The following is a 19,271-nucleotide window of genomic DNA, read 5'->3' on the forward strand; positions in this document are numbered from 1 at the left end:
CGGTCTCCTGCTCCAACACGACCGCGAGCAGGTAGAGGCTGTCGCGGAACGTGCCCGGCACCGTCTCGCCGTTCAGGGGTCGGTTCCGGCTGGGGGCGGAATGACACTCTAAGCGCTGACGTCCTCGGGCCAGAGATATTCACCGGTGAGGAGGATATGCGCCCATCCGAGCGGTGAGATATGGGCGAGAAGGTGGTCGGGCGTATCGAGCCCTTCGCGGCGTCGGGCTTCGACGGCATGGCCGAGATGCAGGGTGTTCCAGTAGACGATGATGGCGGTAAGCAGATTGAGGCCGGAGATACGGTAATGCTGGCCCTCGGTGGTGCGGTCGCGGATCTCGCCCTGACGGCCGATGCGCAGGGCATTCTTGAGCGCGTGGTGCGCCTCGCCCTTATTGAGGCCGACCTGCGCACGGCGCTGCATGCCGGCGTCGAGGATCCATTCGATGATGAACAGCGTCCGCTCGATCCGGCCGACCTCGCGCAGCGCGGCAGCCAGATCGTTCTGGCGCGGATAGGCGGCGAGCTTGCGCAGGATGCGGCTCGGCGCGACCTGCCCCGCGCTCATGGTGGCGGCGCAGCGAAACAGGTCGGGCCAGTTGGAGACGATCAGCGCCTCGCGCGCCTTGCCGCCTACCAACGGCCGTAGCTCGCTCGGCGTGGCGGCGGGATCGAACACGTAGATCCGTTTGGACGGCAGATCGCGGATGCGTAGAACGAGGCGGTATCCAAGCATGGCGCTGATTCCGAACAGATGATCGGTGAACCCGCCGGTGTCGGCGTACTGCTCCTCGATCCGTCGCCCGGCCTCGTTCATCGTCAGCCCGTCAAGCAGATAGGGGGCCTCGCTGACGGTTGCGGGGATGGTCCGCGATGCGAACGGCGCGAAGCGGTCGTTGACGTGAGTATAAGCCTTGATGCCGGGGTCGTTGCCGTAGCGGGCATTGACCGTGTTCATCGCCTCGCCCTGCCGCGCGGCGGGGTAGAACTGGCCATCGGCCGAAGCAGTGGTGCCCACGCCCCAGACCCGCGCCATCGGCAGCGCGCCTTGCGCGGCGACCACGTTGGCCAGCGCCTGGTCGATCGCCGCGCTTTCGACATGCCAGCGTGCGAGACGGGAGAGCTGCCAGTAATCATGGGTGTTGGACGCCTCGGCCATCTTGCGCAGGCCCAGGTTCAATCCCTCGGCGAGCAGGACGTTGAGCAGGCCGATCCGGTCGCCACACGGAACACCGGTGCGCAGATGGGTGAAGGCGTCGGTGAACTCCAGCGCGGCGTCCACTTCGAGCAGCAGGTCGGTGATGCGGATGGGCGGCAGGCGACGGTAAAGGTCCAGCACCAGGTCATCGATCCCGTCCGGCGCATCGGCGGCCAGGCGATCGATGCGCAGCGTCCCGTCCTCGATGCTGCCTTTCGGGATCGTACCGTTGCGCGCGGCGCGACCGAGCCGGGCGAGGCCATCGGCGAGACGGCCCTTGCGGTCCGCGAGCCAGACATGCGGATCGGACGGTACGGCCAGCTTCGCAGCATGCGCGACTTCCATCGATACGAGGACGTTGCGAAGGTCACCGTACCGGTGCGAGCGGTCGAGCCAGATGTCACCCGAGCGCAGCGCGTCGCGCAGATGGAACATGACCGCGACTTCCCGGAGGCGTGCATCATCGTCGCCCTTCGCCCGCAATTGACGCCGCCATTTGGAATGTGGGCGCAGGAAATCGTCGGTCGCCGGGAGCGCGTCTTTGGTGGCGATGGCGATCACTGCGTCCAGCAAGGGTCGCGCGACCGACGCGGCTTGGAGATGGAGGCAGCGCAGCATACGCGGGGCATAGCGACGGAAGCGGTGATACCCCTGATCGACATGCGCCAGCGGATCATCGCCAAGCGTGTCCGTCAGAACCCTGGCCGTCGCGACGAGGCGGGTGAGATGGTCCCATCCCGCCGCACGCGCGACCGCATCCTCCAGCGACACGCCGTCTCCATGAGCTTCGAGCAGCAACTGGCCGAGTGCGGCGAACCCGTCCAACGTCGCTGTAACCCCACCTCTGGTTTCCGCCGCGCGTGCGTCATGCAGCTGTTTCGCCTCGCGCCAGGTGCGCCCGACGATCCGGTCATGCGTCTCGATCACCGCATCGGCGGTCGCGGTCGCCCACTCGATGATGCAGACCGCGAGGATGGCGCGACGCCGGTCGGCACCGAGATCGCGCAGGCCATCGGCGAAATAGCGTTCGCCCTGTCGGCGCAACCGGGCGATACGATGCGGCGGGACGCCGACGAGGAGACCGGCATCGAGATTCATCGCGCGCAGGAACTCTAACCGGTCGAGCAGTCGGTTCGCCGCGGCCGAATTATTGCCCGGCTCGATCCGGCGCAGCCATATGAAGCGGCTGATTGTCCCCGGCAGCATCTCGGTCGTCAGCCGGTCGAGCCGGGTGTAGGCGGCCGGATCAATGCGCGTGGCGATGCGCTTCTCGATGCGACGTTCGGCTGCGACGAGCGCATCCGCGCACAGGCGCTCGATCGTCGTGATCGCCGGCAGAATGGTCATGGTATTGCGGCAGCGGGTGATGAAGCGCCGGGCAAGGTCATCGTTCGAGCGCGCCTGCTCGGCTTCGGCGAACAGCCAGTCACGGAAAGCCCGGGCCGGCGCGCCCTGCCCGGGGAACGTCCTGTACCCGTAGATGGAGCGCAGCACCTCCATATGCTGCTGGCGGGTCTGGCGCCGGACGGCGTAGCGAACGAGCGCGTCACCGGCGATACCGAGTTGGGCGCCAAGGAAGGCCGACACTGCGAGCGGGATCACCTCGCCCGGGACCAGCATCCGTCCTGGATAGCGCAGCGCACAGAGTTGGAGTGCGAAGCCGATCCGGTTCTCTGGCCGGCGTCGTCGATCGATGTGGATCAGGTCGTCATCGGCCAGGATGTAATGCCGCAGCAGCGATGCCTCGTCAGTCGGGAGGTCGAGCAGCAGCGACCGTTGCCGCGCGCTCAGAATATGGCGTCTCGGCATGCGGCAGTGTCCCTGTTGAACAGAAGTCTGTTTTGGACAACACTGACCCTGCGCAAATCAAGGGTTTTCGAGGTCTGATTTCAGGAAGGTTCAATTGGGACAACGCGCCGCCATTTACGCCCGCGTCTCGACCGCCGACCAGTCGTGCGAGCGGCAGTTGCGCGGCCTTGCCGGCTTCGCGGAGCGTGGCGGCTATGAGGTGGTCGAGGTTTTCCGCGAAACCGCCTCGGGCATGAAGGCCAACCGCTCGGCGCGGGCCGAGGTGATGAAGCTGGCGCAGGCACGCCACATCGATGCGATCCTCGTTACCGAACTCAGCCGCTGGGGACGTTCGACCCAAGACCTGCTCGATACGCTGAACCGGCTGTCGGGCTGGCGCGTGTCGGTCGTCGCGATGAGTGGCATGACGTTCGAGGTCCATACGCCGCACGGGCGGATGATGGCGACGATGCTCGCCGGTATCGCGCAGTTCGAGCGTGACATGCTGAGCGAGCGGGTTCGGTCCGGCCTCGCCGCTGCGCGAGCGCGGGGACGTAAGCTTGGGCGGCAGACCGGTGACCGCCCCAAATCCGACCGGCTCGCCCCCAGGGTGTTGGCACTCGTGGCCGAAGGCCGCAGCTATCGCTGGATCGCACGCGACCTGTGCCTCAGCAAGAACACCGTCGCCGCGATCGTCGGACGGGCACGGGTGGATGCGGCGCCGGTCGAGGAAGCGGCATGACCGGGCTCCCCGGAAGATTCCCGCCGGACTCACGGCGCAAGGCGCGGTTCCGTGAGATCGCGCGCGCGATCGTCGCCAAGGACCGCTCCGATCGGAAGTACGGCCTTACCGTCGATACCGCCGGTGCCATCGCCCAGGCGCTGGAGCGCGCATATCGGGACGGCGTGCGAGCTGGTCCCGCAGCGTCGACCCCGTTGCCGGAACAGTCCGATACCGGCCCGGTCGAATGGGCGCTGATCCCGCCGCGACCCCGTGAAGGCTTCTGGAGTATATGCTTGTCTATTCTGGGCGGTGATGACAGCCAGTCGCGCGACGGCCATCTGGCACCTGCGATCACCGAACGCGGCACGCCGGGCTGGGCCATCGTCACAGAAGGTCGCAGCCCTGACAGGGTGATCGGTGATGCCGTTCTTCGGCTACCGCTTCGCGCCGCGCTTACGCGATATCAAGGAACGCCGCTTGCATCTGCTGCCCGGTCAGGAAGCTGGGTTGTTGCTCGCCGGCATGGTCGGCGATCCGATCGCGCACGACCATGCAGCCGCGCATTGGGACGAACTGCTGCGGCTTGCCACCTCGATCCGGACCGGGACCGTCACCGCCTCTGCGATGCTGCGCAAGCTGTCCGCCTATCGGCGCCAGAACGGTTTGGCACTGGCATTGCGCGAGGTCGGGCGGCTCGAACGCTCCATCTTCATGCTCGACTGGTTGCAGGACATCGATCTGCGCAGGCGAACCCAGGCCGGGCTGAACAAGGGCGAGGCGCGCAACGCCCTTGCCCGCGCATTGTTCTTCAACCAGCTCGGCGAGTTGCGCGACCGCCGGTTCGAGAACCAGTCCTACCGCGCCTCCGGCCTCAACCTGCTGGTCGCCGCGATCATCCTGTGGAATACCCGCTATCTCGAACAGGCATTGGCCGACATGGGTACGCCGGACGACGTTGCCCGCCATATCGCACCGCTGGGCTGGGAGCATATCGCGCTTACCGGCGACTATAGCTGGGAGCGGGACGATCGGCCGGGGCCGGATCAGCTCCGTCAACTCCGCATTTTGCCGTCGTTCCTCGCAGCATGAAGCCCTTTGCATGACCGACGGGCCCCATTGCGAACGTTCAGTTAATATGAAATCCTCCAGCCATGATGACTAGTACCGGAGGATGTCAGTGCGGAGCGGTCCGCTTCCGGGTTGAGGGTGACCTAGAAGAAGCCTCCATCTGCCATTGTCGAATGTGCCAGAAGGCAACTGGCGGACTATTCGGACCTTACGTCGGAGCGCCCTTCAATGCAGTGACTTGGACTCGGGGTCAGGTCAGTTATTTTCAGAGTTCAAATAAGGTGCGCCGTGGGTTTTGCCGCGATTGTGGCACACCCCTCACCTTTGAGTACGGTGAGGGAAACATCAGTTTCGCGCTTGGCGCCATGGACAGACCGCACTCAATCAATTTTAGCGAGCAGCTTGCTTCGCCTGAGCGCATCACTGACTTTAAGGTATTGGCAAATTTGCCGGAACACCCAACAGATGAGCCACGAGCGGCCGCTCATCTGGCAGGAATTATATCGTTCCAGCACCCTGATTTTGATACCACCGACTGGCCGCCGAGGACGTAGACCAAGGGCGATTATTATCCCGAAAGCAGACTTAACGCTCGCGGCGTTGTATATCTCGCACATGGCGTCCCAATCACCCTGTCTTTCGCCGATCGAACTCACAGGGGCCGACGCCCCAGACGTTGCGAGCCTATATAGCCGGTGCCCACGTTGGCGGATGCTCACGAGCTTTTCACCGACGTGCCGCCTGAAAAGGATGCCCGCGATCAAACCGTCCTAGGTTGGAAGGAAGCAGACGACCTATATGCAATAGCGGCAATCCTTCGCGATTATCCCCATGATGGCGCATGATATCTCGGCTTCATGATCGTCGATGCTGTTCAGCGGGGTCGAGATGTTGGCCGGTCGATTTACTTGAAAGTCGAGGACTGGGCCGCTGCGAGAGGTGCTACAGAAATCCGGTTGGCAGTCCTCGAAGCGAACGAAGCGGGCGAACGCTTCTGGCGTTCCCTCGGCTTCTCCGAGGTTCGGCGCGTTGGACCCGACACCTTCAAAATGCGAAGGCACCGCCGCATCGAACTGAACCGTCATCTTAACGGCGGCTTTGCCTATTACGGCACCCAATAGCTGCCTGATCGTCCTCCACGACAGCCTGCTGTTCGCCGTTCGTTCGATCCTAGCGTACGTAAAGCTCACTTTCGTGCAGTGACCCCCACTAGCACGCGAGCGTCCGCGCCGGGGCCGATCATCGCGGCGTCTTCAGCGCGTCGATCACCGCCGCGATCACCCCGGCATCGGCGCCCTGCGCGATCTTCACCGCCACCCCGTCGATCTCCAGCTCGACCGCGGCTGCCTGACGGGCACGCTGCACCCGCTTCTTCTTGAACGCGGGCTTCGTCACCACGACCGGCTCAGACGCAATCACCGCCGGCACGAACCTCGGCTCGGGCACGGTAGCCTGCACCGCTTCCGCCGCGTAGCGCAGCTCGCGGCGCCAGGTGAACAGCTGCGACGGTCGCAGATCGTGCCGACGCGCCAGCTCGCTGATGTTGGCGCAACCATCCATCTGCGCGACCAGCGCCAGCTTCTCGTCCACCGCAAAGCTGCGGCGCCGGCCCACACCGGTCAGGATCTCGAACCGTCGGATCGGCTCCGGGTTAGCCCCGTGCCTTGACCCCGGCATAGCTCCAAGCGGCGTGTCCTCTTCCATCAGCATGGACTCGCAGCCGCTCCTCACCCCCGCAAGGTTGAGCCGGCACACCGCTTACGGCCTTGCAGGTCTGGATGACGGTGTAGATCGCGGCGGCACGCTCGCCACCAGCTCTTGAGCCGGCGAACAGCCAGTTGCAGCGCCCGACCGCGATGTTGCGCAGCGCACGCTCGGCGATGTTGTTGTCGATCTCGAGCCGGCCATCGTCAAGGAAGCGGCAGAGCGCTGGCCAACGCTTGGTGCCATAGGCGATGGCCCTGGCCATGCCGGACTTGGGCGACAGGCGGCGCAGGGCAGCATCGAGCACATCGCGCAAGGCGGCGACCAGCGGCCTGGTTCGGACAGCACCGCTGAGTGACCGCATATGATGGGGTGGACGCCCCCCGACGGCATCGATGTGCCAGAGTAGAGGTGTTGATCACCACTGAGGGAGGCGTCCGTGTCGGAAGTTACCACAATTGGTCTGGATATCGCCAAGCATGTTTTTCACGCTCACGGAGCGGATGCGGCGGGGCGTGCCGTGTTTAGCCGTCGGCTCACGCGCGGCAAGCTGCTCGACTTCTTCGCTGCCCACCCGCGGTGCCTGCCCGGCAACAAGCTGCGTCGCATCGTCACGCCATGTTGACGTTCGGCTTCTCCACCCTGATCGACTTTTTAAGCTGGATCGCCGCTTTTGCCATCGGCTTGAAGGTCACAGCGACATTGTTCGTGCTGATCGTGAACAAGGACATGCGCGATCAACCCGGATGGAGATCGGCCTTGTGGTGGGTGACCAAGATAACCCCGATCGTCGCGGTCTCCTGTCTCATCTGCGTTGCCCTGCTCCAACGCGATACAGGGTTGGTCTGGTTCTACTGTGCTGCGGGGCTATTCGTTGTCGTCGCGGTGCCGCTGAAGATCCGGCAGCGGCGAAACCGCATCGCAGCACGACTGGCCCATGAACGGCTGGCTCAACCATAAATTCAGACGGCGTGCTTCGCGCCCCACCCTTAGAGTGTCATTCTGCCCTCAGCCGGAACCGACCCCTGATAGGGGTCCGCGGGGGTGGCGGTCTGCTGCTTGCCCATTTTCTTCTCCTCCGATCCGCGCAGCGGGTCGCGTGCGCGCGACCCCTGCCGCCACGGCGAGGGGCGGGGAGAGAGGGGGCAAGGGTTCAAGCTGGCGGGGGTGGTGCGGGCGCAACGCAGTGAGCCACGGCCCCGGCAGCGGCCCTTGCTGGGAGAGAGGGGCAGCGCCCCTCTCTTCCTCACGCAAAGCATGATTACGGCGCGCGACGGCTTTGCCAGCGCTCAGCTCGCACACCGGCCAACGGCCGCTTCATCCCAAGCGCCAGCGCCAGCGCGAGCGATCGTCACCCGCAAGGGTCGAGACGCGCTCGCGCGGCTCGGTCGGAGCGCAGCGGAGATAGAGCGCGGTCCCGATGGGACGCGCTCGCTACCGGCCAGCCTCGCCATTTCGGACGTTTTTAAATAGGCTGATCAACCACGCTTCAACGCGGGAGGTAGAAACTTGTCGATCTCGCCGGGATTGAAGGTGTAATCCTCAAGCCGCTGCAAGCCCTTCTGAGCGAGCCCGTATGCCTTTGGGGTAGTACCCGGAGCTGACTTATAGATAGCGGCAAGGGCGTTTTGGAGATTGTCGCGCTTCTCCCGAGCAGCTTCCTCAATAATTGCCCCACTCGCAAGATCAGTTAGTAATGACAGGTAAGACTCTCGGATAGCCCATATATCAGCAGCAGTGTCACGATGTTTCTGCGCCGCCGCTCCTGGGTCAAACCCCTTCATGTAACCTGAAACGAATAGAGTAATAAGCGCCACGAAGGCCGTTACCGCTTTCAAGCCGATATTGTCGGTGAACAACACGGCGAGCGTTCCCGATGTGGTGATCGCCGATAATGCGATCTGCAAAATCTTGAATCGCCTCAGCGTTCCAGCGCAAATATCACCCTGTTTCTCGTGAGTCTTGTGCGAATATACTACACGCGCGAAGCACTCTCGCACCTGCCCTTCGAGCGTAGCCGCCGCTTCGGTCTCAGGGATAGGTTGGGCCAAAAATCTCTCTCCACTTGTTGCGGGCGGTTGTAGGCCGACCATTCGACTCGTGCTCAATGGCACTTAGGGCGTCCTTGTATGACGCGCCTGCCTGAGTCTGAAAGTTGCCCTTCTTGAAAACGTAAGAGCCGCTCCCCGGCGCTCGCCAATAGGTCTGACTCGTGTCGATCTGCGAAAGATACAGTAGGAAGTCGCGCACTAGATAATCGTGGTAGAGATACGACTTATCGCGGTGCGCCCAATCAGCGATAAATTGATAGGCAAGCGTGTCTATTAACATTCCGCTCATCGGAACGCTGTGCCGATCGCGCCATATACGCGCCATTCGGCACACGGCCTTTAGATTGCCGTTTGCAGTGTTCTTGTCCCTAGTAGAGAAGGCCGTCATTTCGCCGCGCGGGTCACACGTTTTCCAGGTTCCACCCGAGTTGGAATCGGCAAACGTGTATGTATTACTCGTATTTACAAAAACCGGCAAAAACTCGAACCTGATACCGTCGTCAAAGTTGACCGCGATAATCTGGCCGTCCGCACCGACGTATGAAGTCGAATAGGTGCGTCCGATTGATTGCTTAACCTCCTGCAACAACGCGGACTGGCCGTTTGTCTGGTAAGCGTTGTACTTCTGATACACTGAGCTTGGCAGCTCGAAAGCCACGTCCAAGTCGCTGACGCCATTCGCTGCGGTGTCGCGTCCATAGGAGCCGACGTACAGGCTATGCGCCGTCTCTGACTCCGTATTCCAGAAGTCCTTGTTCAACTGCTTGGTGATCCGCTTATAGCGGTAGGAGATTGTTCCGACCGTGGCTGCGGGAATCAAGTAGTTGGCCCGGAAGGCTCGAAAATTGTCGGCGACGCTCATTGCGTGATGGTGCCATATCGCGGGCCGCTGGGCCAGAACGAATGTAGAACCTGACAGCGATTATCCATGCTCTATGTCGTGCCCCCTACACGTTGCGACCGTTCACACTCATGCCCGCGCCGCCTCGGCTGCGATATGTCCGGCGAACGTCGCGACGAACGTCTTGAGACTGGTCAGCTCCGACATATGGCCGAACTCACCCGTCGTCACGGCCTGGCGCGGGGACGCGAGAACGGCCGCCGCGCCGTAGAGCTGTTCCTGAACAAGGCGCTGACAAAGCACGTCATAGCGTTTGAGATAGGACGCACCCTGAAAGGCCTCCAACACCGGAAAGTGAGGCGAACGGTCCGTCACGGGTCGCCGGGACTCTGGGGCGTCCTCCACCATCATAAGCCACCCGACGAACGGCCGGGGCTGCTGCCCGAAAGCACCTTCCCGGTATGCCGTCCAAAGATCGTGCGCGGTGCCGATCGCCTCCTCGGTGCGGTTGTTGAAGTTATTGCCGAACGACGGGCCTACTTGGCTTTTCAGCTCGATCGCGGCGACTAAGTGGCCGCGATGGATCACCAGCACGTCCCATAGCTTCGTCGGCCGGAAGTAGCCCGGCAACGTCAACACCGCGCGGCTCTGGTGAACATCGGCCCCTTTCAGCCCGTTCGCCTCCACAAGGTCGATTAGCAGGGCAAGGAACCCGTCCATGTTCTTGCCCGAGGTCACGCCAGCGCGCTCGCCCTGGTCGGCCTTGCCCGCCTCGATCTGCGCCTGGCGGGCCTTCTCGCGGTTGCCCCAGAACGCCATCGTGGCCTCGTGGGCCTTCCGTTCGTAATCCGCTAGATCAAGCGCCATGCTACTCGCCGTTGCCCCCCAATGCCGCCCGTTCGACCTCTGACAAGCCATAGAGCTTGAACACGGCGCGATTGCACGCTGCTAGGTCCATCCGCTCGGCCGCGTCGATCAATTCGCGCTGTAAGGTCGGCGTCACCTTGACCCACTCGGGAAGCCGGATGCGCCGTAAGTATTGCGCCTGGAAGCGGAGATAACCGCCACGCATTCGCGTCGAGTAGATCGCGACGAACAGGCGGGCGATGCCGGATAGCAGCACGGCTTGGAGCGCCCGCACGTTCCAGCTCTCCGACGTGATGAAATAGAGATTATGATGGGGGTAGAGCTTGCCGCCCTCGTAAACGACGTGCGCCTCGCCCTTGATGTCGGGAATGAGCAGCTTCGGTTTGCCCGCGATGGCGGGGTAGATGCGGTCGATCGTGCGGTACCAGTTGGCCGGAGCCTTTTGCGCGACATGCCGACGCGCGATCTGAGCGCGGTGGGATTCCAGGTAGCACCGGAGCTTTGGGAACTTCGCCAGCTCGACCAAACGGCCGTCGTCGCCAAACGGGTTGATGACGCCTAGCCCGCGCCATTCCACCTCACCGCCCTCTATGTCGCGGGTCATCACAAGCGGGAGCTTGCGGCTCGGCTCCACGTCCAGCGCGTCATAGCGGCCGATAAACGCCTTATCGGCCCCGGTCGCGACGCCGATACCGACCTTGCACCCGGCCTCCTCGATTGCCGGAAACTCGGCCTCTAGCCGTCGCACAAGCGCGAGCTGGTCGGACGACTCCAGTATCCAAGGGTCTGCGCCGCTCGCCACGCCACGCAGCTCGCGAACACCGGTCGCGGGGTCCGGCTCGTGGTCCGCCCTAAGCCGGGATGCCAGCGCGGCAAGCGTTCCGCTGTCGATCGCGGGACGATGTGCGATGCGGGTCGCGGTGCCTGCGTCGCGCGCGATGATAGTGATGGCGGGATAGGCGACAACATCGGCGTGAAAGGCCGGGGTGTTCACCATGTCGACATAGGTTTTCAGGTGGAAGCCGCCCGCCACCAATGCGCGAAGCGGCCCGCCATAGCGGTTCTTCATCCACCGATCGGAGCAGATGAACCCGCACTGCCCGCCCTCGGCCAAGAGGCTCAACGATCGCTCGATGAAGGGGACGTATATGTCGGCGCGGTCGTAGATCGTCCGGTAGCGCGCGCGATACTCGGCCATAAGCGCGTCCGGTATCAGCTCCTGGCGAACATAGGGCGGGTTGCCGACCACCATGTCAAAGCGGCCGTCCAGCTCGCTCAACAGAAAGTCGCCTTGAACTAGCCACCGCTCGGCCAAAGCCTCGGCCGCGCGGTCGGGGATACCCTCGTCAACAAGGCGGTCGATCACGCCCACGGCGGTCCGCGCGATTGACGCGCGATGCAGCTCAACGGCGCGCACGGCGTTTCCGAGCGCCGCGACGGGCTCGGGACGGTCTGCGACGCGCCATGCCGCTAGAAGACGGTCGATCGCCGGCAACAGGAAATCCCCGTGGCCGCATGAGGGCTCTAGTAGGCGTAAACGGTGAAGCGGCCGATCGGCCGTGTAGCCGGACAGGTCTAGGATGAAGTCCACAACCTCGCGGCGCGTGAAGATCGCGCCGCGCTCCTCGATGCCGGCCCTCGCCATCGTGTTCACCGCGGCCGTGACGGGGCAGAACTCAGGGAATGACGGCTGGCGAAGCGCCGGTACCGCTGCTGCCGTCGCCATTAGATCAACCTCGCCTGGCGCTCGATCGGTCGGCTTCCGACCGGGATGACGTTCAAGCTGCCGGCCCGCTTCTTGGCCTGGGCGAGGTCATAAGCGAGCTGGTGCTGAAGCCACCCCTCGGCGTCGGTGTCGAACGCCCGTGCGAGCCGGAGCGCCATTTCCGGCGATATGCCGCAATGCCCGTTCACGAGGTTGTTCAACGCCTGACGGGTGACGCCTAACACGCGCGCGCCGTCTGCGACCGACAACCCGTGCGGGTCTAGGCACTGCCCGCGAACGAGCTGGCCGGGGTGAATGGGCTCAACTGCCATAGAACAAAGAATGACCATGCCTCGAGAGAGTCGTCAACCGACAAGTGGCTGTTGTCGTCATCCCTCGAGGCCTTGCTGCCAACGCCTGTGCGGGCTCACGGATTCCGATCGTCAAAAGCGTTGACCGGAACGATAGTGCGACTTGCAGCGTCGAAGGTGACGAGCACCGTTCCGCCAACCGGTCTGTAGGTTAGGAGCGCCTTCAAGTCTTCTTCACCAACGCGATCATTGATAATGTCGTTGATTAGGTCAATAAATGCGCTGATGCCGGTTTCGGCATCATCTACGCTTACTTCAGTTTGAATGAGAAACTTGAAATTGAGGTTGGGTAAGACCTCGCCAGTAACCGAGTAAGCGAGCGAATACCGGCGGGTCGGCTTCACTTTTCCAACACTGCCGAACACATTGACGTTCAATTTTGCAGCGCGCTTCCACAAAGCGGTCGCAGTTACCTTGAACGCAACATAAGCGTCTTTGCCAGCTTCCTGTAGCACGCCGTTGAAGAATCCTGCCGCAACGAACAAACCAATCGCGGTAGGAAGGTAAAGCTCAACACCGGCGTAGGGACCACCTGGCTGACGGATTACTACTAATTCTAGGCCTGGGCGGTCGAGCTGCGCGCGAACCTCAGACTCGATGTCGTCGGGCAATCCCTCCTGTAGCATCAGGAGGATATCGGGTCGTTCCATTTTGCCTATCTTCCTCGTCCACGGGTGTGGTCGCGGTCCTGGTCCTCACGCTCGCGGCCGCGCTGCCGCCGGATCGCCTCGCGCGCCTCCCACACCTTGCGCTCTGGGTCGGTTTCCAGCTGCTGGCCGTCCTTCTCCTGCGGCTTCGCCGATGCCGTTGTCACGCTGATCGAGCCTTAGCTGCTGATGCAGCTTCCCGCTCTCGGATACGCCGGATGGTCCTGGGCGATACGCGATACTCGCGCGCCAGCTCCTTGCCCGGCTCGCCAGCGTCCAGCCGCCCTTTGATCTTGGTGGCCGTCACGGCGTCGATCGCGCGCCTGCGGCCTAGCACCTGGCCGCGCGCCCTGGCCGCGCTCAAGCCGTTGTTCACGCGCTCGCGGGTGGTCTCGGCTTCCAGCTCGGCCCAAATTGCCGCGAACCCCATCATGGCGCGACCCATCGGGGTCGAGGTGTCGAACTGCTCGGCCAAGCTGCGAAGCGACGCGCCGCGCTCGCGGATGCGCTCGCCGATCGCGTAGAAGTCAGCAACGGAGCGGCTGATGCGGTCGAACCGGAACACCGTCACCGTGTCGCCCTGGTCCAGCCTGCCGACCAGCTCGGCAAGGGCCGGGCGCGCCTTGCGCCCGCTCGCCTGCTCCTCGATGATCTTGGTGCATCCGGCCGTCTCAAGCGCGCGGCGCTGGGCGTCGCGGCCCATGTCCTGCCGGCCGGTTGATACCCGCACATAGCCGTAGACGGTGCCGGTCATTTCGCCCCCTGATTGCGTCCGCGCCAAGGCCTTAGAAAACCGTAGCAGGCGAGAAGGGGGCGTAAACATCTGATTCTGTCCACCTGCCGGGCCAAAGGCCCAGCCCCCGGGCTGGGTGGGTGGGAACAAACAACGGCACCCTTGCCCGGTGCAACGCCGGCGCGCGTCCTACCCGGGCAAGCGCAGCCGCTCCCGGTCGTTGCGCGCCAGCGCAGCTCCAGGAAAGCGGCAAGCGCGACCAGGTGGGCGTGTGACAAGGAGAGAGGGTAAGAGCGCCTGCGGGTCAGCCGAAAAGCGCCGCGCCCTGAAGGAGCTGAAGGCACTGAAGCGGGAAAGAGCGCGTCCTTCAACCTCCCGCTCCTTTGCGCGGGCCGTCCGGCCCGCACGGGTGGGTTGGTGGGAAGGAACGCGGTTGCCCCCTGGGCAACCTCCTCGACCTATTCCTGTAAACAGGCATAACCTGCGTGCGTAGTTCGAGGGGAGTGTCGTGGGAACTTGGGGCGCTATCATAATGAGCTTCTTCGGGGCGGTGTTCGCCGCCCTGACGATGCACTGGCAATGGAGCATTTCCGGCGCGGTCTTGGCGGTGCCCTTCGTCGTGTTCGCCGCGATCGGGCTTGCCGCCGTTCATGTTATCCGTTTGCCGGGCAGCGGCATCGTGCCCTCGCAAGAGGTCGAGCGCACGATCATGTGGAGCAGTATCGCGGAAGGGGTCGGCCTCTTTTTGGCGGCGAACATCGTCATCAACCTGCACCACCCCGAGTTGCTGCTGCCCGCGATGGCGCTGGTCGTCGGGCTGCATTTCTTGCCGATTGCTCATGCCGCATCCTTTCGGCCTTTCTATGCCTTGGGTGCGACACTCATCCTTTCTGCCGGTACCGGCTTCACCTTGGGCGCGCCTACAGGCGGCACGGTCGCGGGTTGGATGGCCGCGGTCAGCCTTTGGATTGCGGCGGTGCTTGCGGTGCTCCGCGACCGGCGACTAAAAAGCGGCGCTGTTCAGGCAGTCTAGGGCAGGGGAGGGCTAAGTGGCCGGTTTGATGGGGTTGGGAGGGGTGTTGGTCCTCCTGCTGCTTTTGGGAGGCATGATCGGACTTTTCGATCGCCGGCAGTTTTCCTCGCGCTGGCTGGTTATCGCGGCGCTGCTGGTTGCGATCAACGATGCCTGTCTCACGCGCGCTTATGGCGTCCTGCCCCACCTGATCGGCGGGGAATGGAACTGGCAAGGCAAGCTGCTCGCGCTCGCCGCGACCCTCATCATCGCCGCGACTCCGGCGTTCGGCTTTCGTGAGGTGGGCCTAACGCTTCGGCAGGAACCGGGAAGCCTGAAAGCCGCACTACCGGTCGCGCTGCTATATTGCGCCTTCTTCGTGGTCATCGCGCTCGCCTTTCCTAGCGGCAAGGCCGATGCGGAAACGGTTGCCTTTCAGCTCACCATGCCGGGATTGGAGGAAGAGCCTTTCTACCGGGGTGTTCTGCTGTTCGCGCTCAATCAGGCTTTCACCGGCCGCAAGCGGTTCCTCGGTGTCGATTGGGGGTGGGGCGCGGTCCTGTCGTGCTTCCTATTCGGCCTAGCCCACGCTTTTGGCTTCTCGGATGGCCATTTCTCGTTCGATGCGATGACTATGGCCCTGACGGCTCTCCCCTCGTTCATCGCCGTTTGGTTGCGGCTAAGGACCGGAAGCGTGCTCCTGCCGGTCCTGCTTCACAACTTCGGCAACTCATTCTCGTTGATTGGGTGAGGTTCGGCGTAGCGTAGGGTTCACCCTAGCGTCGATCGCCGCCCGCCAGTGAACCGCGGCGCTGCTCGCGCTGTCGCCGTCCGGTCGAGCAATGCTAACGCCATTTCGCAAAGCAAACCGTGCCGCTAAAGGCTGACCCTCTAAGAATGCCGGGGGGACAATGGAAGGCGAAGCGAGCGGGACGTTCGATGTGAAGCTGGCCCCGCTAGGAGCCGGTGATAGTCCGATCGGCAGTATGTCGATCGACAAGACGTTTCACGGCGATCTGGAGGGTAATAGCGTCGGGCAAATGCTGACGTTTCGCAGCGGGGTCGAAGGATCGGCCGGCTATGTCGCGATGGAACGGGTCACGGCCACGCTGGCGGGCAAGCGTGGTTCCTTCACGCTCCAACATAGCGGCCTGATGGATAAGGGGGCGCAATCCTTGGCGGTTGTCGTCGTGCCCGATTCCGGCACGGAGGAGCTGTCGGGGCTGACCGGGACCATGAACATCATCGTCTCACCCGGAAAGCACGATTACCAGCTTCGCTACACGCTGCCCGCTTAGGCGAGGGCGGCCGCCATATCCGCCAGCTTGGCGACCGTGTTCATGTTTCGCGCCGTGCCGTGCTTTTCGCCGGGCACGCGAAGCCGCGTGGCGGCCATGCCGCTCGGGTAGAAGACGAACAGCTCACGCGTGCCTAAGCGCACCTGCTCGTCCTTTATTCCCGTCACCCCGTCTAGGGCGTCGGCCGGGAGAGGCGCATCGACGAACAGCGCCATGACGCGATTGCTAGGTGCATCCTTGAAGGGGTTGCGCGCCAGCGCGTCGGCGATCTCGGAAGCGGTTCGCACCACCACGCCGACAGCTTTACCGGCGTAGGCGCGTAGCTGATTTTCGAGGGCGGATCGGATGTTCTGCTCGGTGCTGTCGCTGCGGAAAACCACGTTGCCACTGGCAATGTAGGTTTGCACCTGGTCGAGCCCTGCCGCCTCGCATAGCTCAACCAGCGTCGTCATGGGCAGCTTGCCGGTGCCGCCCACGTTCACGGCCCGAAGCAGGGCAACATAAGCGGTCATACTACTATTTCCCGTAATCCCGTGCCGCGCCCATCAACCTGGCCGCGCCCTCATGTTCTAGGTCGGGAGTCGCCAGCACGACGGACGTTTCGATCTGCCGCTCCGAAACCGTCCAATAGGTCCGCAATAGGGGTGCCTTGGTGGCCTCGGGCACAAGCCGGAACCCGTGCCGCTCATAGAAGCCGATCGCCCATGTCGCGGCCGTCCAGGTGCCGACTAGGATTTGCCGGTTGGTCCGCTCGCGTAGGTGCGCGATCAGGGCGGTGCCGACGCCCCGACCCTGGTAGGCGGGAAGGACATAGGCGTGACGTATCAGGTCCACGTTGCGGACCGCTTGGATGCCCGTGACCCCGGCAAGCTCGCCGTCGATTTCACAACCGACGAAAGCGATCCCGGCGTCGATTTCGGAACGCAGCTCCTCGGCCGGCATATAGGGTTCGTGCCAACAGTCGGCTGGGATGACGCCCCGGTAGGCCTCGGCCGCGGCGTTGATGATCGCCAGCATCGCCCCTGCTTCGTCTTCGCGGCACGGCCTGATGATTGTCGCCACTTTTTGGCCTGCGGTCATCGCTGATCCTGCTCGGGCGACCATTTGAGCCGGTCGTCGGGATGCTCGGTGATCGGGGTTGTGGCGGCGAACGCAAGCAAGTCTTCATCAATCGCAACGGTCCCGTCGTCCTTGACGGAATAGTGAGCCGCCCCCTCGCCGCTCAGGAAATCACGCAAGTGGTAGAGGCGCGCGTCGATCCTGCGTGCCAGCGCCTTGTCGCCGACCGCGGCCTGCATATCCTCAAAGGCGCTCTGAAAGGCCTCGTCCTCCTCGAACCCGCCATCATCGTCGTTCGACTTCTGCCCAATGGCGACGTGCCTGTTCGATATGGTCAGCGCCTGCGCCAGCAGGTCGGCCGGCACCGGCTCCATCGGCTCATCGGACCATGTAGCCATCAACGGAGCCGGGAAGCCCTGACGCCCCCCGCGCGATACCGCCAGCTCGCCGTTTGCCCTGCGTCGCTTTTTGCCCCGGCTCCCCATTCAATCTCCTATCCCAATCCCATGCTGCGGCCCGATGCCGCTCTTTCGCTGCCCGTCCGCTCGGCCGCGCGTGTTGCGCTGATCGCCGTTGCGCGCTCTCCGGTCCTGGTCTCGATCGCGTTCGCCAGCCCCTCGCGGCTGTCGGTATAGACCGCCGCACCTTTCCTGGCGCGGCTGATCGCGACATAGGCGGTCTTCGCGTCCACCGTGTTCGCGCGGAAGCTCTCAAGGTGCGTCATCGACCTGTCGGCCGTTGCGCCCTGGCTGCCGTGAACGGTGCCTACCCAGCCGTGCCGGATATGCCGGTCGCGGGCCTGGTCGAGCTGCACGACGTGCTCGCGCCCGCGCGTGTCCTTTACGGTCATGGTGCGAGTCTCGGCGTGGATCGCTTTCACGGTCGCGGTCGCGCCGTTGATCCGTCCGGCCTCGCGGTCGTTGCGGGTGAACTGCACCCGATCGCCGGCCGCGAACTCGCGGGCGCGCTCGGTGAACGCCTCCGCCTGGCCCCGGCCCCATTTGTCCAGTTTCCAGTCGATCGCCCGCCCCTCCCGGTCGTGTAGCTCGATGCGGTTCGCCGCGGCGTCCACCTTGGCGATGCGGTAGGCCTCGCCCTTCTCGATGCCCTGCCGGTCATAGTCGCGCCGGAACGTCACCATGTCGCCCGCCTCATAGCCGCGCGCGTGGCGCGCCTCCTCGCGGGTGAGGCCGCGGCTCTCCAAAGTCGCGACGCTGACGCCCGCGTGGCCAATCGTGCCGTCACGGCGAAGCTCGGCGCGGATGGCGTCGGTCAACAGCTCGCGGCCCTCGCGCGTGGTGTCCATGACAAGGGTGCGACTCCGCTCGCGGGGGGAGAGGGCCGCGAAGTCGCGCGCCATCGTAGCGCGCCGATCGCCGGCGTCCGCCAGCTCGGCGACCCGGCCTCCGCCTCGGTCCAGCGCCTCCAACGCGCGCCGCCCGTCGCCGGCGATGGTCGCCTGCACCGCCTCGCGGGTCATGTCGTTTTCCTGGCGGACGATCTTGTCGAGCGTCCAGGTCCGCATCCCGGCGTCCTGCAACTGGCCGAACGCCCGCCCCGCCTCCACGCTGCCGAGCTGCTTCACGTCGCCGACCAGCACGACGCGCGCGCCCGATCGCTCCGCCAGGCTCAACACCTTCGCCATGTCGCGCGCGCCGACCATCGACGCCTCATCGACTATCCATGCCTCGCGGCCCCGGCTCGCCTCCACGACAAGCGTCTCGCCGCCCAACACCGCCTTCGCGACCGTCGATCCCTCCGCGCCGATCGCGTCGCCCAACAGCGAAGCGGCCTGCGCGGTCGGCGCGAACGCGCGCACCTGGTAGCCCGCGGCCCTCATCCCTTCGGCATAGGTAGCGAGCACGGTGGTCGTCTTGGCGGTGCCGGCGTAGCCCTGCACTCCCGCAACACGGTCGGTGCCGGTCAACAGCCCGGTCGCGGCCTCGCGCTGCCCGTCCGTCCAGCGGTGGCCCTGCGCCTCGGCAAAGAACGCCGCGGTTGTCACGACACGCGCGGCGTCCTGCTTCTCCATAGACGCCAGCGCCCGGTCGCGTCCGGCGTCCTCGATCGCCAGCATCCGGCGCTCGGTCGATACCGCCTCGCGCGTCGTGAATCCCTTCGCTCCCCCGCCCCGCTCCCGCGCGACCAGCTCACCCGTCGCCTCGGCGCGCCGCACCGCGGTCGCGACCTCGGCCGCGCTCGCGCG

At 64.3% G+C, this 19,271-nt stretch carries 21 protein-coding genes and 3 pseudogenes; 9 read left to right on the forward strand and 15 right to left on the reverse strand.

All coding sequences use genetic code 11. The annotated features are described in order from the left end of the window. Positions 1 to 108: 108 nt before the first annotated feature. The gene (locus tag HUV01_RS03035) at positions 109 to 3,006 is read right to left on the reverse strand and encodes a Tn3 family transposase (protein ID WP_174296847.1); all 2,898 of its coding nucleotides are present in this window, start codon (positions 3,004 to 3,006) and stop codon (positions 109 to 111) included. Positions 3,007 to 3,100: 94 nt separating this feature from the next. On the opposite strand from HUV01_RS03035, the gene HUV01_RS03040 reads away from it, so the two are divergent. From HUV01_RS03040 to HUV01_RS15065, 4 genes and pseudogenes are all read left to right on the forward strand, one after another. After that, positions 3,101 to 3,727 (forward strand): recombinase family protein, encoded by a 627-nt coding sequence (locus tag HUV01_RS03040; RefSeq protein WP_174296848.1) that lies wholly within the window; start codon positions 3,101 to 3,103, stop codon positions 3,725 to 3,727. A 414-nt stretch (positions 3,728 to 4,141) separates the two neighbouring features. Continuing rightward, positions 4,142 to 4,798, forward strand: a pseudogene (locus HUV01_RS03045) (Tn3 family transposase); the annotation flags it as partial. A gap of 65 nt (positions 4,799 to 4,863) precedes the next feature. After that, positions 4,864 to 5,331, forward strand: a complete 468-nt coding sequence (locus tag HUV01_RS03050; RefSeq protein WP_302480017.1) for a GFA family protein — start codon at positions 4,864 to 4,866, stop codon at positions 5,329 to 5,331. A gap of 303 nt (positions 5,332 to 5,634) precedes the next feature. Next, positions 5,635 to 5,898, forward strand: coding sequence for a GNAT family N-acetyltransferase (locus tag HUV01_RS15065; protein ID WP_254606340.1), 264 nt, complete (start codon positions 5,635 to 5,637; stop codon positions 5,896 to 5,898). Positions 5,899 to 6,016: 118 nt separating this feature from the next. Here the strand turns inward: HUV01_RS15065 and tnpA are convergent, their stop codons facing one another. After that, on the reverse strand, positions 6,017 to 6,454 hold the full coding sequence (gene tnpA, locus HUV01_RS03060) for an IS66-like element accessory protein TnpA (RefSeq protein WP_174296850.1): 438 nt from the start codon (positions 6,452 to 6,454) through the stop codon (positions 6,017 to 6,019). After that, positions 6,429 to 6,887: pseudogene (locus HUV01_RS15515) on the reverse strand (IS66 family transposase); the annotation flags it as partial. The pseudogene HUV01_RS15515 and the gene tnpA, both read right to left, overlap by 26 nt. Positions 6,888 to 6,920: 33 nt before the next feature. On the opposite strand from HUV01_RS15515, the pseudogene HUV01_RS03070 reads away from it, so the two are divergent. Next, a pseudogene (locus HUV01_RS03070) lies at positions 6,921 to 7,064 on the forward strand (IS110 family transposase); the annotation flags it as partial. A 35-nt stretch (positions 7,065 to 7,099) separates the two neighbouring features. Next, on the forward strand, positions 7,100 to 7,441 hold the full coding sequence (locus HUV01_RS03075) for a hypothetical protein (RefSeq protein ID WP_174296851.1): 342 nt from the start codon (positions 7,100 to 7,102) through the stop codon (positions 7,439 to 7,441). 518 nt (positions 7,442 to 7,959) lie between these two features. Here the strand turns inward: HUV01_RS03075 and HUV01_RS03080 are convergent. The 8 genes from HUV01_RS03080 to HUV01_RS03115 all read right to left on the reverse strand — a co-directional run bounded on the left by HUV01_RS03080 (position 7,960) and on the right by HUV01_RS03115 (position 13,717). Next, positions 7,960 to 8,532: an SLATT domain-containing protein gene (locus HUV01_RS03080; RefSeq protein ID WP_254606342.1), complete on the reverse strand. Its 573-nt coding sequence runs from the start codon at positions 8,530 to 8,532 to the stop codon at positions 7,960 to 7,962. Further along, the gene (locus HUV01_RS03085; protein WP_174296853.1) at positions 8,513 to 9,394 is read right to left on the reverse strand and encodes a nucleotidyltransferase; all 882 of its coding nucleotides are present in this window, start codon (positions 9,392 to 9,394) and stop codon (positions 8,513 to 8,515) included. The genes HUV01_RS03080 and HUV01_RS03085 overlap by 20 nt, the downstream gene beginning before the upstream one ends. 108 nt (positions 9,395 to 9,502) lie before the next feature. After that, the gene (locus HUV01_RS03090; RefSeq protein WP_174296854.1) at positions 9,503 to 10,240 is read right to left on the reverse strand and encodes a PaeR7I family type II restriction endonuclease; all 738 of its coding nucleotides are present in this window, start codon (positions 10,238 to 10,240) and stop codon (positions 9,503 to 9,505) included. Position 10,241: 1 nt separating this feature from the next. Further along, positions 10,242 to 11,966, reverse strand: coding sequence for an Eco57I restriction-modification methylase domain-containing protein (locus HUV01_RS03095; protein WP_174296855.1), 1,725 nt, complete (start codon positions 11,964 to 11,966; stop codon positions 10,242 to 10,244). Beyond that, on the reverse strand, positions 11,966 to 12,277 hold the full coding sequence (locus tag HUV01_RS03100) for a HigA family addiction module antitoxin (protein WP_174296856.1): 312 nt from the start codon (positions 12,275 to 12,277) through the stop codon (positions 11,966 to 11,968). The genes HUV01_RS03095 and HUV01_RS03100 overlap by 1 nt, the downstream gene beginning before the upstream one ends. Before the next feature lie 95 nt (positions 12,278 to 12,372). Then, the gene (locus HUV01_RS03105; protein ID WP_174296857.1) at positions 12,373 to 12,966 is read right to left on the reverse strand and encodes a hypothetical protein; all 594 of its coding nucleotides are present in this window, start codon (positions 12,964 to 12,966) and stop codon (positions 12,373 to 12,375) included. A 5-nt stretch (positions 12,967 to 12,971) separates the two neighbouring features. Then, positions 12,972 to 13,130, reverse strand: a complete 159-nt coding sequence (locus HUV01_RS03110) for a hypothetical protein (protein ID WP_174296858.1) — start codon at positions 13,128 to 13,130, stop codon at positions 12,972 to 12,974. Further along, positions 13,127 to 13,717 carry a recombinase family protein gene (locus HUV01_RS03115; protein ID WP_174296859.1) on the reverse strand — a complete coding sequence of 197 codons (591 nt, stop codon included), beginning with the start codon at positions 13,715 to 13,717 and terminating at the stop codon, positions 13,127 to 13,129. Before HUV01_RS03115 ends, HUV01_RS03110 begins: the two co-directional genes overlap by 4 nt. Positions 13,718 to 14,228: 511 nt before the next feature. Here HUV01_RS03115 and HUV01_RS03120 point away from each other — a divergent pair. From HUV01_RS03120 to HUV01_RS03130, 3 genes are all read left to right on the forward strand, one after another. Next, positions 14,229 to 14,729 (forward strand): hypothetical protein, encoded by a 501-nt coding sequence (locus HUV01_RS03120; RefSeq protein ID WP_217430886.1) that lies wholly within the window; start codon positions 14,229 to 14,231, stop codon positions 14,727 to 14,729. Positions 14,730 to 14,745: 16 nt separating this feature from the next. Continuing rightward, entirely contained in the window at positions 14,746 to 15,459 is a 714-nt protein-coding gene (locus HUV01_RS03125) for a CPBP family intramembrane glutamic endopeptidase, BDIM_20840 family (RefSeq protein ID WP_174296861.1), read from the forward strand. Positions 15,460 to 15,619: 160 nt separating this feature from the next. Next, on the forward strand, positions 15,620 to 16,006 hold the full coding sequence (locus HUV01_RS03130) for a DUF3224 domain-containing protein (RefSeq protein ID WP_174296862.1): 387 nt from the start codon (positions 15,620 to 15,622) through the stop codon (positions 16,004 to 16,006). Here HUV01_RS03130 and HUV01_RS03135 read toward each other — a convergent pair. The 4 genes from HUV01_RS03135 to HUV01_RS03150 all read right to left on the reverse strand — a co-directional run. Beyond that, positions 16,003 to 16,518, reverse strand: a complete 516-nt coding sequence (locus tag HUV01_RS03135) for a DUF1697 domain-containing protein (RefSeq protein WP_174296863.1) — start codon at positions 16,516 to 16,518, stop codon at positions 16,003 to 16,005. The genes HUV01_RS03130 and HUV01_RS03135 overlap by 4 nt on opposite strands. Before the next feature lie 4 nt (positions 16,519 to 16,522). Next, complete coding sequence (locus HUV01_RS03140) at positions 16,523 to 17,023, reverse strand: GNAT family N-acetyltransferase (protein ID WP_217430887.1); 501 nt, start codon at positions 17,021 to 17,023, stop codon at positions 16,523 to 16,525. Between the two features lie 59 nt (positions 17,024 to 17,082). Continuing rightward, the gene (locus HUV01_RS03145) at positions 17,083 to 17,439 is read right to left on the reverse strand and encodes a hypothetical protein (RefSeq protein WP_174296864.1); all 357 of its coding nucleotides are present in this window, start codon (positions 17,437 to 17,439) and stop codon (positions 17,083 to 17,085) included. 119 nt (positions 17,440 to 17,558) lie between these two features. Next, on the reverse strand, positions 17,559 to 19,271 hold a 1,713-nt coding region (locus tag HUV01_RS03150), incomplete at its 5' end, for an ATP-dependent DNA helicase (protein WP_174296865.1).

The organism is Sphingomonas bacterium (genome assembly GCF_903643035.1).
Classification (GTDB): Bacteria; Pseudomonadota; Alphaproteobacteria; order Sphingomonadales; family Sphingomonadaceae; genus Sphingomonas.